Genomic DNA, 13,488 nt, shown 5'->3' with positions numbered 1-13,488 from the left:
TCAAAGGCCCCCTGGACATCGTCCAGGGGGCCTTTGACATCAGCGGGTGACATCAACGCGGGCGGCCGAACCGATCAGGCGGCCGGCGTCTCCTCGGGAGCCTCACCCTCTTCCTCGCCGGTGTCGTCAAGGCCCAGGGCGTCATCCATTCGATCGGCTGCCGCCTTGAGCGTCGTCCGCATGACGTGGGCGTAGGTGTCGAGCGTCATCGTGATCGTGCCGTGCCCGAGCGTCTCCATGATGGTGCGGGCGTCCACGCCCTGAGCGAGCAGCAGCGAGGGGCAGGTGTGGCGCAGGTCGTGCGCCCGGAGCCGCCGCACCTTGGCGTTGGTGCAGAGAACCGTGAGCATCCGGGTTCAGGCTCCGGGGGTCGGTGGCCCGGCCGGTCGACGTGGTGGAGATGAGGCCGGTCGGCTGGTGGGGCCCGGTGACTGTCCCGTAATGAGGATGGCCGGGATTCGGCCAAGGAGGCTTCCCCGAGCTGCACTCTGGTTCGGGTGACCTCTGACCAGGTGCTCCTCATGATGTGTAGAGCTTGATGGTGTCGGTGATGAAGTGCCGGGTGTGCCCGGGGCTGAGGGCCTGCGCCTGCAGGTGCGCGTACACCGCGTGGTACTGCTGCACGTCGGCCGGCCTTTCCAGGCAGAGGCCGCTGGTGAACCTCTCCAGGTACACCACTGCCTCGCGGCTGTCGGGGAACCGCAGGAGGGAGAACTGTCCCGCAAGGCCAGGGTGAGCGCCCGCCGTGTGAGGAAGGACCTGCACAGTGATGTGCGGCTCGGTGCTCAGCGTGTGCAGGTGCTCCAGCTGCTCGCGCATGATCTCCCGGCTGCCGACGACGCGCCGCAGGGCCGACTCGTCCAGGACCACCCACAGGTGAAGGCGGCGGGCAGGGTCGTAGAGCCGGTGCTGACGCCGAAGCCGCACCCTCAGGCGCGCGGCGGCCTGCTCGACCGTGACCAGGGGGATCGTTTCCTCGATGACCGCGGCCGCGTAGGCGGGCGTCTGCAACAGACCGGGGATCACCATGGCCTCGAAGGCACCGATGGAGGCGGCCTCCGCCTCCAGGCCGACATACACGCTGTGGGGGATGTCGCCGTACGCGTGCCACCAACCGTGCCGGCCCGATTCCCCGGCGAGCTCCGTCAGGGAATCGACGACATCCTGGTCGGTGACGCCGTAGAGCGAGCACAGATCACGCACGTCGCGGGGACTGACGGCACGGCGGCCGGTCTCCATGTGACTGACCTTGGCCTGGGAAACCAGCAGGTGCGCCGCCACCTGCGTCCCGGTCAGACCGCTGGCCATACGGAGCCGGCGCAGCTCCGCTCCCAGTCGTCGTCCCCTGACGGTGGGGGTGTTGTTCGCCGCCACGGTCGGTGTACCTCCAGCTTCAATGCTCTGCGTGAGCCAGCAGGTTGGCACGGAGCACCGACTGTTGATCATCCGCCGTGCCGTCGGCTCCGGCCGCGGTGGAAACGGATTGTGACCATGTAATTTGCCGCTCGATGATGCCCCGAACAGAGCGGTGCTCCACGCCGCGATAGAGGGGGCGACAACCGGCGGGGCAAGAACAGCCGGCCATGCCGGCGCAGCCGGAACGCACCCCTCGGGACCGGCGCTGCTGACGGCGTTCCCGGACTCGCCTTCCCCGAGTTGTCGGCCCAGGGCCGTCCGCACTGGTCACCACCGACGCTGCGTTACCACCCTGGCGAGCTGGACCCGCGCCCGAGGCGCTCATAGATCATTTACGGGACAACCCTTAGGGGACATGCACTGCCCGCCTCTCCAATCCTGCGGCAACCGCCGTCCAGGTGAGGGGAATTTCTGCTACGGCGAATTCATGGCTCCCCTGAACAGTGGTCGACGGTGGATCGCCGCACCGATGGGGGGCGGCCAGTCGGCTCAATATTGATCGTACATTCCTTGATGTGTATTGATGATTTCGGCGACATCACCCGAGTGAATCGCCACCTGGGTTGGGTGTCTGCGTAATATGCCGCCGACAGAAGAGGCGATTCCGTTTGACGAGGAACGCCGGACGCCACCACCCCCTAACAGGAGTTGGCTCCTCGATGACACTGAACATTCCCGATGCGCCGCAACGGCGCACGATGACGGCCTGGATCGCGGGGGTACTCACCCTGCTGGTCGCTGTTGCCGTCGTGGCAGTTACGCCAACACGAGCAAATGCAGCAACAGTTGTCCCGCTGGGTACTGCGGAAAGCTTCGCAGTGCTGGCCGGTTCGACGGTCACCAACGAAGGCAATTCTATGGTCACCGGAGATGTCGGTGTATCTCCGGGAACGGCCGTTACGGGATTCCCGCCCGGGACGGTGACGGACGGGACGATCTACGCAGGCGCGGCGGCTGCAGGGGCGAAGGCCGATCTCGGCACCGCGTACGACAACGCCTTCGGGCAGCCCACGGAATTCAACCTTTCCCCGGCGCCCGTGACTCCCACGTTGGTTCCGGGTACATACGCCGTCGAGTCCGGTCTCCTGGTGAACGGGACGTGGACCCTGGATGCCCAGAACAACCCTGATGCCGTCTGGGTGTTCAAGGTGCCTGCGGGACTGACAACGGCATCCGGGAGCAGCATCGTCCTTCAGAACGGCGCCCAGGCGTGCAACGTGTTCTGGGTGACCGACGAATCGGCCACGCTCGGATCCGGCTCGACCTTCGTGGGCACTCTCATGGCGCTCACATCGATCACTGTCAACAGTGGAGCGACCATCGAGGGCCGTGTGCTGGCCCGCAACGCGGCCGTGACGCTGAATAACAACGTGATCACCAGGCCGTTGTGTGAAGACACCACCACGACGACCACCGGCGACGCCGCGACCACCACGACCACTGGTGATGCCGCGACGGGTGATGCCGCGACGGGTGATGCCGCGACCGGTGATGCCGCCACGGGTGACGCCGCCACGGGTGACGCCGCGACGGGTGATGCCGCGACCGGTGATGCCGCCACGGGTGATGCCGCGACGGGTGACGCCGCGACCGGTGATGCCGCCACGGGTGATGCCGCCACGGGTGACGCCGCGACGGGTGACGCCGCGACGGGTGATGCCGCGACCGGTGATGCCGCCACGGGTGACGCCGCGACGGGTGACGCCGCGACCGGTGATGCCGCCACGGGTGACGCCGCGACGGGTGACGCCGCGACCGGTGACGCCGCGACGGGTGATGCCGCGACCGGTGATGCCGCCACGGGTGACGCCGCGACGGGTGACGCCGCGACCGGTGATGCCGCGACCGGTGATGCCGCCACGGGTGACGCCGCGACGGGTGACGCCGCGACGGGTGATGCCGCGACGGGTGATGCCGCCGTGGGCGGGCACGACACGGGCGGGCACGACACGGGCGGGCACGACACGGGCGGGCATGAGACGGGCGGATACGGCGACTGCGCGTGCGACTCCCCGGGGAAGCCGGGGAAGCCGGGGAAGCCGGGCCACCACGACGGGCCGTACAAGCCCGGCCACCACTACGGGCCGTACAAGCCGGGCAAGCACGGCGAGTACGAGTGGCACGTTCCGCACTGGATGTGAGACGGGTGGTGCGCGGCGGATCGTCATCGATTCCGTCGCGCACCGCCGGCGGAAGCAGGAGCAGCAGGTGCGAACAGTCAGGATCGGAAGGACCGGGTGGGGCGTGCTGAGCGGTGCTGGGTCGACAAACGAGAAGTATCCGCAGCGGACCGGCACTGAGCCGGCAACGCAGGACGGCGGCGGGGGAGCGGGTAGCGCCCGTGAGATTTCGGGGCCACCTCGCCTGCTGAGCGCTGGAACAGGAGCCGCGGTGGCCCTGTGCCTGGCAGTGACCCTGGTTCATGTACTTCTGGTGTTTCTGTACGTGGCGCCTCCGAACGCCGTCTCGAAGGCGTACAGCCAGCAGGTCAACGCGTGGGTTCGGCCCGTGTTCGAGCAGAACTGGCGGCTCTTCGCCCCGAATCCCCAGTCCGTCAACCGGCAGATCTCGGCGAGGGTCAAGCAGACAGCACCAGACGGCACCGCCCAGGTGAGTGACTGGATCGATCTGACTGCTGTGGACGATTCCGCCGTAAAGCACAACGTCTTCCCCAGCCATACGGCACAGAACATGCTGCGCCAGGCCTGGAACGCGTTCCTCAAAACGCATGGCAGAGACAATCAGCCGCGCTCGGAGCGGGCTCTGATGATCGAGAAGTATCTGCGCAACATCGCGGCAGATCGCGTCGCCGCCCAACATGGCGGCCCCTTCGATTCCATCCAGCTGCGAGTGATCACGCTGCCTATCGCTGCGCCCGGCGCAGCGGTTGAATCCCGCCCGGTCGCAGCGGCACCGGCGCGGGCCGATACACGGTATCTGCCCTGGTGGAAGGTGGCCTCCAATGCAACGGACTGAGCAGGAATCGGTCGTGGCGCCGAAAGTGTCGGAACGTACCACCGGGCGGGCAGTCGTATTCATGCCGCGACGCGTACTCGACCGCGTTCACGCATGCCTCGGCCTCCTGACCGAACGGCCGGTGTCTCTGTATGCGGCGGCGGTGCTGCGCATCGGGTACGGGCTGCTCTATCTCGTCTTCTTGCTCCGCGAGTTTCCGCATCGCAACGAGATGTGGGGCCCTGGATCACCGTGGACGCCCACGCTGGCCAGGCAGATGTTCGACCAGAGCGGTTGGGCCAGCATTCTCACCCTGTCCGACAGCCGGGTGTACTTCGAGGTCTGCTACGCCGTCGCTCTGGTCACGTGTGCGCTGTTCCTGCTGGGCTGGCGGACGCGGGCGGTGTCCGTGCTGTTCGCGGTCGTGGTGGTGTCGTTCCACGCCAGGGCGCTCTTCATGGCGGACGGCGGGGACAATCTCATGGTCCTCATGGCTGTCTACCTGGTCTTCACCGCGTGCGGCCGGCGCTGGTCCCTCGACGCCCGCCGGGCCCGGCTCCAGGCGTCGGCGGGCAAGACGTCAGATCCGCGGGGCGGCGATCTCCGGCACCATCTCGGCGACGCCCGCACTGTCTTGACCACGGTGCTGCACAACTGCGGCATGCTCGTCATCGCCGCCCAGGTTTGCTTCCTCTACGGATGCGCGGGCCTGTACAAGGTGCAGGGCCCCAAGTGGGGTGATGGGACCGCCCTCCACTACGTCCTGAACATCGACCTGTTCCGGCCCTGGCCCGAGCTGTCTCAGATGGTCGCCGGCCATCACGTGTTGATCGCCGTCGTCGGCTATCTGACGGTGCTGGTGCAGGTCGCGTTTCCGTTCGTCCTGTTCGGCAGGCTCAAATACCCTGTCCTTATCCTGCTGTTGGGCATGCACGTGAATATCGCGGTGCTCATGGGGCTGCCACTCTTCTCGGGCGCGATGATCGTCGCGGACGCCGCGTTCCTGCCGGACCGCTTCTACCGCGCTTTGGGAAGGCTGTGGCGGCGCACTTTCCAGCGCACAGGAAACAGGAGAGCGGAGGCCGCGGTCGGGACAGCATCCGCTGTGGTACCGCCGCAGCCCTCACCGGAGTAGGAGTCAACAGTCCGGCTTCCCCCGCATGTGGGCAGGGAGAGAGCAGGTGGCTGTGCCGCCCGGTAGGCGATGGCGGTTCTTCGCGACGACCCGATAGACACCGCGTGCCATCCAGTTGACGGGCGGCACTCGAAGGGCGAGCCCGAGCCACCACCAGCGCCTTCGTCCGCACATCAGCACGGCAGACAGGGCGCGTGGTCCACCGTGGACCTCGCCGCCGACCGGGCTGATCCAGAGGACCTCGCGGTCGGCTCTGGCTTCGGTGACGCCCAGGGCGGCGAGGTCGGCGTACTGCCAGGGGACGAATTGCACCCCCGGCTGAACGGTGCGCCGAACAATCTCGATTGTTCTGCCACAAAAACCGCAGTCTCCGTCAAACAACAGAATGGGCTGGCTCGCCATCGGGGCTCCATTTCTCGACGTTGCTGCGCTGAAGAACTTCAGTGTGCGGCGATCAAAAGCCGATTGGCGGGCAACACGACCTACGGAGCGCCCACTGATGCGGCCGCCACCGGAGAGCGGGCCGTACAGGAGCGCTCCGGGCACCGAAGGACCACCGTCTGGGACCCCAACTCCGACAAGGCCACCCTCTGCGACGACCGCGGCCGCACCATCGACGCCGCGTCCTGGGGTCGCCACCACCACCGTCGCTCACCCCACCCATCGGTGTCCCGGCCTTCACAGGTCCACTGCGAAGGCCGGGACAACGGCACCCGGAGCTGCCGCAACAGCGGCTGACATCAACGCCAGCGCACGCCAGTGGACTAGCAGTCGGGTGACTTCTCGACCGGTGTGGACTACACGCTGACTGTCGCGGCCGCATCGAAGTAGGCGGGCGCAGAGCTTGCCGGTCGTGGAGCGCACCTCCTCCACGCTCGCCTCGGCGTAGACCCGCCGACGCTGTTCGGAGCGCCACAACGGCCCCGGAGACCGGGGGTTCCCAGGTTCAGGTGCCAGCGTGGATGGGCGGACCGGCGCCTGTGTCCTCCCGTCCGACGGCTCCTTCGACCGTCGCCGACGCACCGTCCGTTGTGCGCGAGTACTTCGCTGCCATCAACGCTCAGGACTATCGACGTGCCTGGGAGCTCGGGGGCAAGAACTTCGCAGACTCCTACGCAGCTTTCGTGGACGGCTTCGCCACTACCGCCCACGACACAGTTCACGTACTCCGCGCAAACGGTGACACCGTCTCGATCAGGTTGGAGGCCACGCAGACCGACGGCTCGCTGCGGGTCTTCGAAGGCACCTTCACTGTTCACCGCGGCACGATCGTCGCCGCTGACGTACGCGAGGTGAACGGCTCGGAGCAGCTACCCAGCGAAGCTTCCCCACGCTACGAGAACTGCGACGAGGTGCGAGCTGCGGGCGCCACGCCTCTTTTCAGGGGCGAGCCCGGTTACGCGCCGCATCTCGACCGAGACGGCGATGGAAGGGCCTGTGACCCATATCCGCCGTGAGCCCTCGATCTCGCGTCCTGAACCCCTGAGGCAGCCGAGGGCGAGGCAAGCGCACGTCAAGCGCGCGGGTCGACGGGAACAGCAGGCCATCACGGTGAAGCCGCTGCCGCGCATGCGGTACCGCAGCGCCGTACCGCAACGGCCGTCAGCCGTCGGTCGCCCGTGCCGTCGGACAGCGCACCGCCGTCGTCGTACGCCCGTCGCAGGACCCCAACCCGCCGTCAGGGGTGGGTGGAGGCGTCCGGTGGGGGTGCGTGGTGGCGCTGGTAGTGGCGGGCCGCTCGGGCGCGGTTGCCGCAGGCGGGTTTGCACCATTCCTGGCGGCCGTGGGCCTTGACGAAGTAGCGCACACAGCGGGGTGCGCTGCAGGCGCGTAGGTGTTCGCGCTGCGGGCCGGCCAGGAAGTCGATCGCGGCGCGCGCCAGGGTCGCCAGGAGGCGTGTCCTTGGTGTGCCCTCCGTCGACAACAGGTGGAGTGCCGGCGTGCCGTTCGGGGGCCAGGTGAGCTGCGGGGTGATCGGTTCGCGCGCGGCGACCGCGTTGAGGTGCGCCAATGCCTTGTCGGACGGCATCAGTTGCCGGGCGTCCGCCGGGCTGGGCGGTGCGGGGCTGACCGCCCGAGCGAACAGCGCCCGGATCGCCTGGCGCAGCTCGATGAGCTCCGTCCTGAGGTCTTCGTCCGCTGCGATCCCTTGCGCCGGGAGGTGGTCGGCCTGCGTCTGGAGCCAGCGGGATGTTCCGGCTGCGGTGGCGAGGTCGTCGGTGACGCCGCCTTCTCCATCGTGGCGGATCGTGCTCGCCAGTTCCAGTGCCGCCCAGCGCTCCATCGACGTCTCCTTCCCCGTCCGGTCGTCAGCCACTTGATCACATTCCCTCGGCCACTCTATGGTCTCTAATGGTAAAGCGAATTTATTCCGTTAGGAGCCCAGGGATGACCTTGCTGCTCGCGCAGATCAGCGACCTGCACCTGGACGGCAGCGAGCGGGCCACCCGGCGCGCCGCCCGTGTCATGGACTACCTCCGGGCCCTGCCCCGCCCGGTCGATGCCGTCCTGGTCACCGGAGACATCGCCGATCACGGCGCCGAAGCCGAGTACGAGGAAGCGGCCCGCATCCTGGCGGCCCCCTTTCCCGTCCTCACCTGCCCCGGCAACCACGACGTGCGCCCGGCCTACCGCAAGGCGCTCCTCGGGGAGGCGCCCGATCCGGGGCCCGTCAACCGGATCCACCACGTCGGCGGGGTCGCCGTCCTGATGTGCGACTCCACCATCCCCGGCCGCGACGAGGGCCGTCTCGACGCGGCGACGCTCGACTGGATCGACACCCGACTCGCCGCGCTGCCGCGGGACACCCCCGCGCTGATCGCCTTCCACCAGCCGCCGGTGGCGCTGCACCACCCGCTGCCCGACGCCGGAATGCTCGAAGAGCCCGGGCAGCTCGCCGCCCTGCTGGACGCCCACCCGCAGGTGGTCGCCGTCCTGACCGGGCACGCCCACACCGCCGCCGCCTCGACCTTCGCCGGCCGTCCCCTGATCGTCGGGCCCGCCGTCACCTGGACCCTGCGCATGCCCTGGGAGGGCGACCGCCCCGCCGATCGCGACCAGCCGCCCGGTCTCGCCTTCCACGTCCTGGGCGACGACCGGCGGCTGACCACCCACTATCGCGTCGTCCTCTGACCCAGGTTCACCTTGGCCTGTTTCGGGCGGTACTAGGGGTACGGCGGTACCGGCCATGGCGCGCAGGCGCGCGTGCGCCGTTCGGGGGAGGGGGCGCCGGGACGGGCATGGGTGGGGTGGGGGATCCGGCTCGGGGCGACCGGTGACCGGTGACCGGCGACCGCGTCGGCGACCACGTGGTCGTACGGCCCGGACCCCCTGAAGCCCGCCCGCCGGTCCCGCCGCTTCCGTTGTCAGTGGCTCGGAGCAGACTGGTTCCGTGACGTGGCGGTGTGTCGGGATGCGGTGGAGCGGGGGTGTGCCCGGGCTCCGTTGGGACGGTGGGCGGGTGTCCGTGCTCGCGTACGGGCAGCAGGTCGCCTTCCGGGCCGTCGGGCCGCGGCGCTGCCCGGGCGCCCGCGGGAACCCCTGCCCGCTCGACGCGACCGTGCCCGCCCGCGCCACCGGCGGGCAGTGCCCCGAGTGCGCGCGGCTCGACCGGGTCCACTCGGTCGCCGCCGACACGATCGCCGACGACCCCCGGACGTACCGCGTGTATCTCGCCTGGTTCGGGCCCGGGATGACCAAGGTCGGGATCACGGCCGAGGAGCGCGGTGACGCCCGCCTCCTGGAGCAGGGGGCCGTCGCCTTCGGCTGGCTCGGGCGCGGGCCGCTCATGGCCGCCCGGCGGACCGAGGAGCTGCTGCGGCACGCCCTGAAGGTGCCCGACCGGATCCCGTACGCCCGTAAGCGCGCCGTACGGCACGACCTGCCCGGCCCGGACGCGCGCCGCCGGGAGATCGAGGAGCTGTACGGGCGTGCCACCGGGCTCTCCGGATGGGCCGAGACGCTGGAGCGGCTGGAGTTCCAGGCGTACGACCATGCCGAGGCGTTCGGGCTCGACGGTCTGCCGCCGCTCTCCGGCGCCGTCACCGAGCTCGTCGACGACGGTGTCGTCGCCGGGCGCCTCCTCGCCGCCGCCGGGCCCGACCTGCATCTTCGTGACGCCGCGGGGCGCTGCCTCGCCGTCGACACGCGTGTCGTCCGCGGGTGGGGGCTCGTCTCCGTGGACCCCGGCCACCGCGTCACCGTGCCCGTGCGGAAGGCGGACACCGACGTCCAGGACGAGCTGTTCCCGATGTAGCGGCGACGGGACCGGGTAAAGACTTGGATCCCTTCGGGCGGCCCTTATGGACACGGCCGCCCTGCCCGGCGGAGGGTGATCCACATGACCCCGAACCTGGTGGCGGGCCTCGAACCGCCTTACTACACCGCTGTCTTCACCTCGATCCGTCCCGACTCCCCCGAGGGATACGCCGAGACCAGCGACCGCATGACGAAGATCGTCAGCGAGCTTCCCGGCTTCCTCGGTCACGAGTCCGCCCGCACTCCCGGCGGCATCGGCATCACCGTCGCGTACTTCCGGGACCTCGCCTCCCTCGACGCCTGGCGGGACAACGCCGAGCACCAGGCCGCGAAGCGTCACGGCAGGGAGCACTGGTACGAGAGCTACAGCGTCCACATCGGCAAGGTCGAGCGGAGTTACGGTTTTGAGCGCGGCTGACACGACGCGGCAGCTCGCCCGGCGACTCGGGATCCCCGGGTTCGTCGACGTCCACACCCACTTCATGCCCCAGAACGTCCTCGACAAGGTCTGGGCCTACTTCGACGCCGTCGGCCCCCTCACCGGCGTGGAGTGGCCCATCACCTACCGCGACGAGGAGGACCGGCGGGTCGCACTCCTCCGCGAATTCGGGGTCCTCGCCTTCACCTCGATGCTCTACCCGCACAAGGCCGGCATGGCCCCCTGGCTCAACGGCTGGGCCGCCGGCTTCGCCGCCCGTACGCCCGACTGCCTCCACACCGCCACCCTCTACCCCGAACCGGACGCGACCGCGTACGTCGGCAAGGCGATCGACGACGGTGCCCGCGTCTTCAAGGTGCACCTCCAGGTCGGCGGATTCGACCCGAACGATCCGCTCCTCGAAGCCGGTTGGGGCCTCCTCGCCGACGCCGGCACGCCCGTCGTCGTCCACTGCGGCTCCGGGCCCACCCCCGGAAAGTTCACCGGCCCCGGGCCCGTCGGACAGCTGCTCGCCCGCCATCCGCGGCTGCGGCTGATCGTCGCGCACATGGGGATGCCCGAGTACGCCGACTTCCTCGACCTCGCCGAGCGGTACGAGGGCGTCCACCTGGACACCACCATGGCCTTCACCGATTTCAGCGAACGCCTCGCGCCCTTCCCCGCCGCCGAACTCCCCCGGCTGCGCGCGCTGGGCGACCGGATCCTCCTCGGCTCCGACTTCCCGAACATCCCCTATCCGTACGTCCACCAGCTCCACGCCCTCGAACGGCTCGGCCTCGGGGACGACTGGCTGCGCCGCGTCCTGTACGAGAACGGCGCCGCGCTCTTCCCGCAGGTTTCTCAGGGAATTCACAGGTAGCGGAAAGGGAGATCTCAGTACGTCCGGCCAGCGTGGCCGTATGACTGCGATCCGACCGACCGCGACCAGGCCCCGCGGGCGCACCGACATGCTCCGGCCCGACGGTTCCGCCGTCCGTGTTCTCGTCGTGGACGACGAGGCCTCGCTCGCCGAGCTGCTCTCCATGGCCCTGCGGTACGAGGGCTGGCAGGTGCACAGCGCAGGCGACGGGGCGGGGGCGCTGCGCGAGGCGCGGGAGTTCCGGCCGGACGCGGTGATCCTCGACATGATGCTGCCCGACATGGACGGGCTCTCCGTGCTCGGCCGGCTGCGCCGCGAGCAGCCGGACGTGCCGGTGCTCTTCCTGACCGCCAAGGACGCGGTCGAGGACCGGATCGCCGGGCTCACGGCGGGCGGGGACGACTACGTCACCAAGCCGTTCAGCCTGGAGGAGGTCGTGGCGCGGCTGCGCGGGCTGATCCGGCGGTCCGGTGCGGCGCACGCGCGGAGCGAGTCGCTGCTCGCCGTCGGTGACCTGACCCTGGACGAGGACAGTCACGAGGTCACGCGCGGCGGCGAGTCGATCCATCTCACCGCGACCGAGTTCGAGCTGCTGCGCTACCTCATGCGCAATCCGCGCCGGGTGCTCAGCAAGGCGCAGATCCTCGACCGGGTGTGGTCGTACGACTTCGGCGGCCAGGCCAATGTCGTCGAGCTGTACATCTCCTACCTGCGCCGGAAGATCGACGTGGGGCGGCCCCCCATGATCCACACCCGGCGCGGGGCGGGCTATCTCATCAAGCCGGGGGAATAGGGGCAACCCATGCGAGGCCCCATGAGAGCCCCCGTCCGAGCCCCCGTCCGAGCCCCCCGCTCCTGGTCGCTCCGTACGCGGCTCGTCGTCTCCGCCGTCACCCTGATCGCGATCGTCGCCACCGTGATCGGGACGGTGACGACGATCGCGTTCCGGTCCTATCTGTACGACCAGGCCGACGGGCAGCTGCGGGGCGTCGCCAACCGGGCCGCCGGGCCGCCGCAGAACATGCCGGGGCTCACCCCCGGCGGCACACCGGAGGTGCTCGGTTTCGTCACCGGACCCGGCGCCCCGCTCGGCACGATCGGCGCGTCCGTCGTGGACGGTGAGCTGCGGGACGCCGCCGTCTCCGAGGAGGAGGAGCAGGGGGCGTACGGTCCGAAGTACCGTGCCCAGGCCCTGGACGAGGCCCAGCGCGCCGCCCTCGCCGCCGTTCCGCGCGACGGCGCACCCCACACCGTCGAGCTGCCGGGCATGGACGACTACCGGGTCGAGTACGCCTCCGGGAGCCGCGGGGACTATCTCGTCGGCATCCCGCTGTCCGACGTCCAGGACACGCTGTCCACCCTGATCCTCGTCGAGGTGAGCGTCACCGGCGCCGGTCTCGTCGCCGCCTCGCTGGCCGGCGGTGCGCTGGTCGGGATCGCGCTCCGCCCGCTGCGGCGGGTCGCCGCCACCGCCACGCAGGTGTCCGAACTCCCCCTCCACAGCGGTGAGCCGGCCCTCCACCACCGCGTCCCCGAGGCCGATCCGCGGACCGAGGTCGGGCAGGTCGGCGCGGCCATCAACCGGATGCTCGACCACGTCCACTCCGCTCTCCACTCCCGCCAGCAGAGCGAGACCCGGGTACGGCAGTTCGTCGCGGACGCCAGCCATGAGCTGCGGACCCCGCTGGCCTCGATCCGGGGGTACGCGGAGCTGACGCGGCGCGGCCGGGAGGAGTGCGGGCCCGACACCCGGCACGCGCTCGGGCGCATCGAGTCCGAGGCGACCCGGATGACGGGCCTCGTCGAGGACCTGCTGCTGCTCGCCCGGCTGGACGCCGGACGCCCGCTCTCGTACGAGAGCACCGATCTCGCACCGCTCGTCGTGGACGCGCTCTCGGACGCCCGCGCGGCGGGCCCCGATCACCACTGGCGGCTCGAACTTCCCGACTCCGCCGTGCCGGTACGGGCGGACGCCGCCCGTCTCCACCAGGTCCTGGTCAACCTGCTCGCCAACGCCCGCACCCACACCCCGCCCGGCACGATCGTCACCGCGCGCGTACGGCCGGAGGGCGGCCGCGCCCTCGTCGAGATCGAGGACGACGGTCCTGGCATCCCGCCCGAGCTCCTCCCCGTCGTCTTCGAGCGCTTCGCCCGGGGGGACGCCTCCCGTACCCGCCATGCCGCCGGCGGCGGCAGCAGCACCGGGCTCGGGCTCGCCATCGTCCGCGCGGTGACGGCCGCCCACGGCGGGGACGTGACCGTGCGGAGCCGCCCGGGAACGACCGTCTTCGCCGTGGCGCTCCCCACGGAGCCCGTTGAGCCCACGCAGCCCACGCAACCCGAGGAGCACCGTCCCGCCCCGCAGGACTCACAGGCAGGGCACAGGCTGTTCTCACAGCCGTGACAGCCGCCCTGGCGAGGGTCTGT

The 13,488-nt window shown here is 69.9% G+C and carries 14 protein-coding genes; 10 read left to right on the top strand and 4 right to left on the bottom strand.

Annotated features, from left to right (window positions below; genetic code table 11):
• Positions 1 to 74: 74 nt before the first annotated feature.
• Positions 75 to 350: a tyrosine-type recombinase/integrase gene (locus tag ACZ3OF_RS16315; RefSeq protein ID WP_467305132.1), complete on the bottom strand. Its 276-nt coding sequence runs from the start codon at positions 348 to 350 to the stop codon at positions 75 to 77.
• A 169-nt stretch (positions 351 to 519) separates the two neighbouring features.
• Positions 520 to 1,374, bottom strand: coding sequence for a helix-turn-helix domain-containing protein (locus tag ACZ3OF_RS16310; RefSeq protein WP_361670375.1), 855 nt, complete (start codon positions 1,372 to 1,374; stop codon positions 520 to 522).
• Between the two features lie 701 nt (positions 1,375 to 2,075).
• On the opposite strand from ACZ3OF_RS16310, the gene ACZ3OF_RS16305 reads away from it, so the two are divergent.
• The 3 genes from ACZ3OF_RS16305 (at position 2,076) to ACZ3OF_RS16295 (ending at position 5,506) form a co-directional block, all read left to right on the top strand.
• Complete coding sequence (locus ACZ3OF_RS16305) at positions 2,076 to 3,557, top strand: ice-binding family protein (protein WP_467305130.1); 1,482 nt, start codon at positions 2,076 to 2,078, stop codon at positions 3,555 to 3,557.
• A gap of 250 nt (positions 3,558 to 3,807) precedes the next feature.
• Positions 3,808 to 4,392: a DUF5819 family protein gene (locus tag ACZ3OF_RS16300; RefSeq protein WP_467305128.1), complete on the top strand. Its 585-nt coding sequence runs from the start codon at positions 3,808 to 3,810 to the stop codon at positions 4,390 to 4,392.
• Positions 4,393 to 4,453: 61 nt separating this feature from the next.
• The gene (locus ACZ3OF_RS16295; RefSeq protein ID WP_361670717.1) at positions 4,454 to 5,506 is read left to right on the top strand and encodes an HTTM domain-containing protein; all 1,053 of its coding nucleotides are present in this window, start codon (positions 4,454 to 4,456) and stop codon (positions 5,504 to 5,506) included.
• A 3-nt stretch (positions 5,507 to 5,509) separates the two neighbouring features.
• On the opposite strand, the gene ACZ3OF_RS16290 is transcribed toward ACZ3OF_RS16295, so the two are convergent.
• On the bottom strand, positions 5,510 to 5,908 hold the full coding sequence (locus tag ACZ3OF_RS16290) for a thiol-disulfide oxidoreductase DCC family protein (protein WP_361670383.1): 399 nt from the start codon (positions 5,906 to 5,908) through the stop codon (positions 5,510 to 5,512).
• Between the two features lie 629 nt (positions 5,909 to 6,537).
• On the opposite strand from ACZ3OF_RS16290, the gene ACZ3OF_RS16285 reads away from it, so the two are divergent.
• Entirely contained in the window at positions 6,538 to 6,963 is a 426-nt protein-coding gene (locus ACZ3OF_RS16285) for an excalibur calcium-binding domain-containing protein (protein WP_467305126.1), read from the top strand.
• Positions 6,964 to 7,184: 221 nt separating this feature from the next.
• Here the strand turns inward: ACZ3OF_RS16285 and ACZ3OF_RS16280 are convergent, their stop codons facing one another.
• Positions 7,185 to 7,790 carry a CGNR zinc finger domain-containing protein gene (locus ACZ3OF_RS16280; protein WP_467305402.1) on the bottom strand — a complete coding sequence of 202 codons (606 nt, stop codon included), beginning with the start codon at positions 7,788 to 7,790 and terminating at the stop codon, positions 7,185 to 7,187.
• A 104-nt stretch (positions 7,791 to 7,894) separates the two neighbouring features.
• On the opposite strand from ACZ3OF_RS16280, the gene ACZ3OF_RS16275 reads away from it, so the two are divergent.
• The 6 genes from ACZ3OF_RS16275 (at position 7,895) to ACZ3OF_RS16250 (ending at position 13,465) form a co-directional block, all read left to right on the top strand.
• Positions 7,895 to 8,638 (top strand): metallophosphoesterase, encoded by a 744-nt coding sequence (locus tag ACZ3OF_RS16275; protein ID WP_361670386.1) that lies wholly within the window; start codon positions 7,895 to 7,897, stop codon positions 8,636 to 8,638.
• Between the two features lie 280 nt (positions 8,639 to 8,918).
• Entirely contained in the window at positions 8,919 to 9,761 is an 843-nt protein-coding gene (locus ACZ3OF_RS16270; RefSeq protein ID WP_361670722.1) for a DUF2797 domain-containing protein, read from the top strand.
• 84 nt (positions 9,762 to 9,845) lie between these two features.
• A complete protein-coding gene (locus ACZ3OF_RS16265) occupies positions 9,846 to 10,181 on the top strand; it encodes an antibiotic biosynthesis monooxygenase family protein (RefSeq protein WP_361670389.1) in 336 nt (111 codons plus the stop codon).
• Positions 10,168 to 11,061, top strand: coding sequence for an amidohydrolase family protein (locus tag ACZ3OF_RS16260; protein WP_361670391.1), 894 nt, complete (start codon positions 10,168 to 10,170; stop codon positions 11,059 to 11,061). The genes ACZ3OF_RS16265 and ACZ3OF_RS16260 overlap by 14 nt, the downstream gene beginning before the upstream one ends.
• Before the next feature lie 40 nt (positions 11,062 to 11,101).
• On the top strand, positions 11,102 to 11,854 hold the full coding sequence (locus ACZ3OF_RS16255; RefSeq protein WP_361670393.1) for a response regulator transcription factor: 753 nt from the start codon (positions 11,102 to 11,104) through the stop codon (positions 11,852 to 11,854).
• A 21-nt stretch (positions 11,855 to 11,875) separates the two neighbouring features.
• Positions 11,876 to 13,465: a sensor histidine kinase gene (locus ACZ3OF_RS16250; RefSeq protein WP_361670396.1), complete on the top strand. Its 1,590-nt coding sequence runs from the start codon at positions 11,876 to 11,878 to the stop codon at positions 13,463 to 13,465.
• The last annotated feature ends 23 nt before the right edge of the window (positions 13,466 to 13,488 follow it).

Source organism: Streptomyces sp. NPDC022552 (assembly GCF_055561875.1).
This window is presented reverse-complemented; position numbering and strand designations above follow the sequence as displayed.

Excerpts from the sequence above, each read along its gene's own strand:
- ACZ3OF_RS16315 (WP_467305132.1), bottom strand. The coding sequence starts at position 350 with ATGCTCACGGTTCTCTGCACCAACGCCAAGGTGCGGCGGCTCCGGGCG.
- ACZ3OF_RS16305 (WP_467305130.1), top strand. The coding sequence starts at position 2,076 with ATGACACTGAACATTCCCGATGCGCCGCAACGGCGCACGATGACGGCC.
- ACZ3OF_RS16295 (WP_361670717.1), top strand. The coding sequence starts at position 4,454 with ATGCCGCGACGCGTACTCGACCGCGTTCACGCATGCCTCGGCCTCCTG.
- ACZ3OF_RS16290 (WP_361670383.1), bottom strand. The coding sequence starts at position 5,908 with ATGGCGAGCCAGCCCATTCTGTTGTTTGACGGAGACTGCGGTTTTTGT.
- ACZ3OF_RS16280 (WP_467305402.1), bottom strand. The coding sequence starts at position 7,790 with ATGGAGCGCTGGGCGGCACTGGAACTGGCGAGCACGATCCGCCACGAT.
- ACZ3OF_RS16275 (WP_361670386.1), top strand. The coding sequence starts at position 7,895 with ATGACCTTGCTGCTCGCGCAGATCAGCGACCTGCACCTGGACGGCAGC.
- ACZ3OF_RS16270 (WP_361670722.1), top strand. The coding sequence starts at position 8,919 with ATGCGGTGGAGCGGGGGTGTGCCCGGGCTCCGTTGGGACGGTGGGCGG.
- ACZ3OF_RS16265 (WP_361670389.1), top strand. The coding sequence starts at position 9,846 with ATGACCCCGAACCTGGTGGCGGGCCTCGAACCGCCTTACTACACCGCT.
- ACZ3OF_RS16255 (WP_361670393.1), top strand. The coding sequence starts at position 11,102 with ATGACTGCGATCCGACCGACCGCGACCAGGCCCCGCGGGCGCACCGAC.
- ACZ3OF_RS16250 (WP_361670396.1), top strand. The coding sequence starts at position 11,876 with ATGAGAGCCCCCGTCCGAGCCCCCGTCCGAGCCCCCCGCTCCTGGTCG.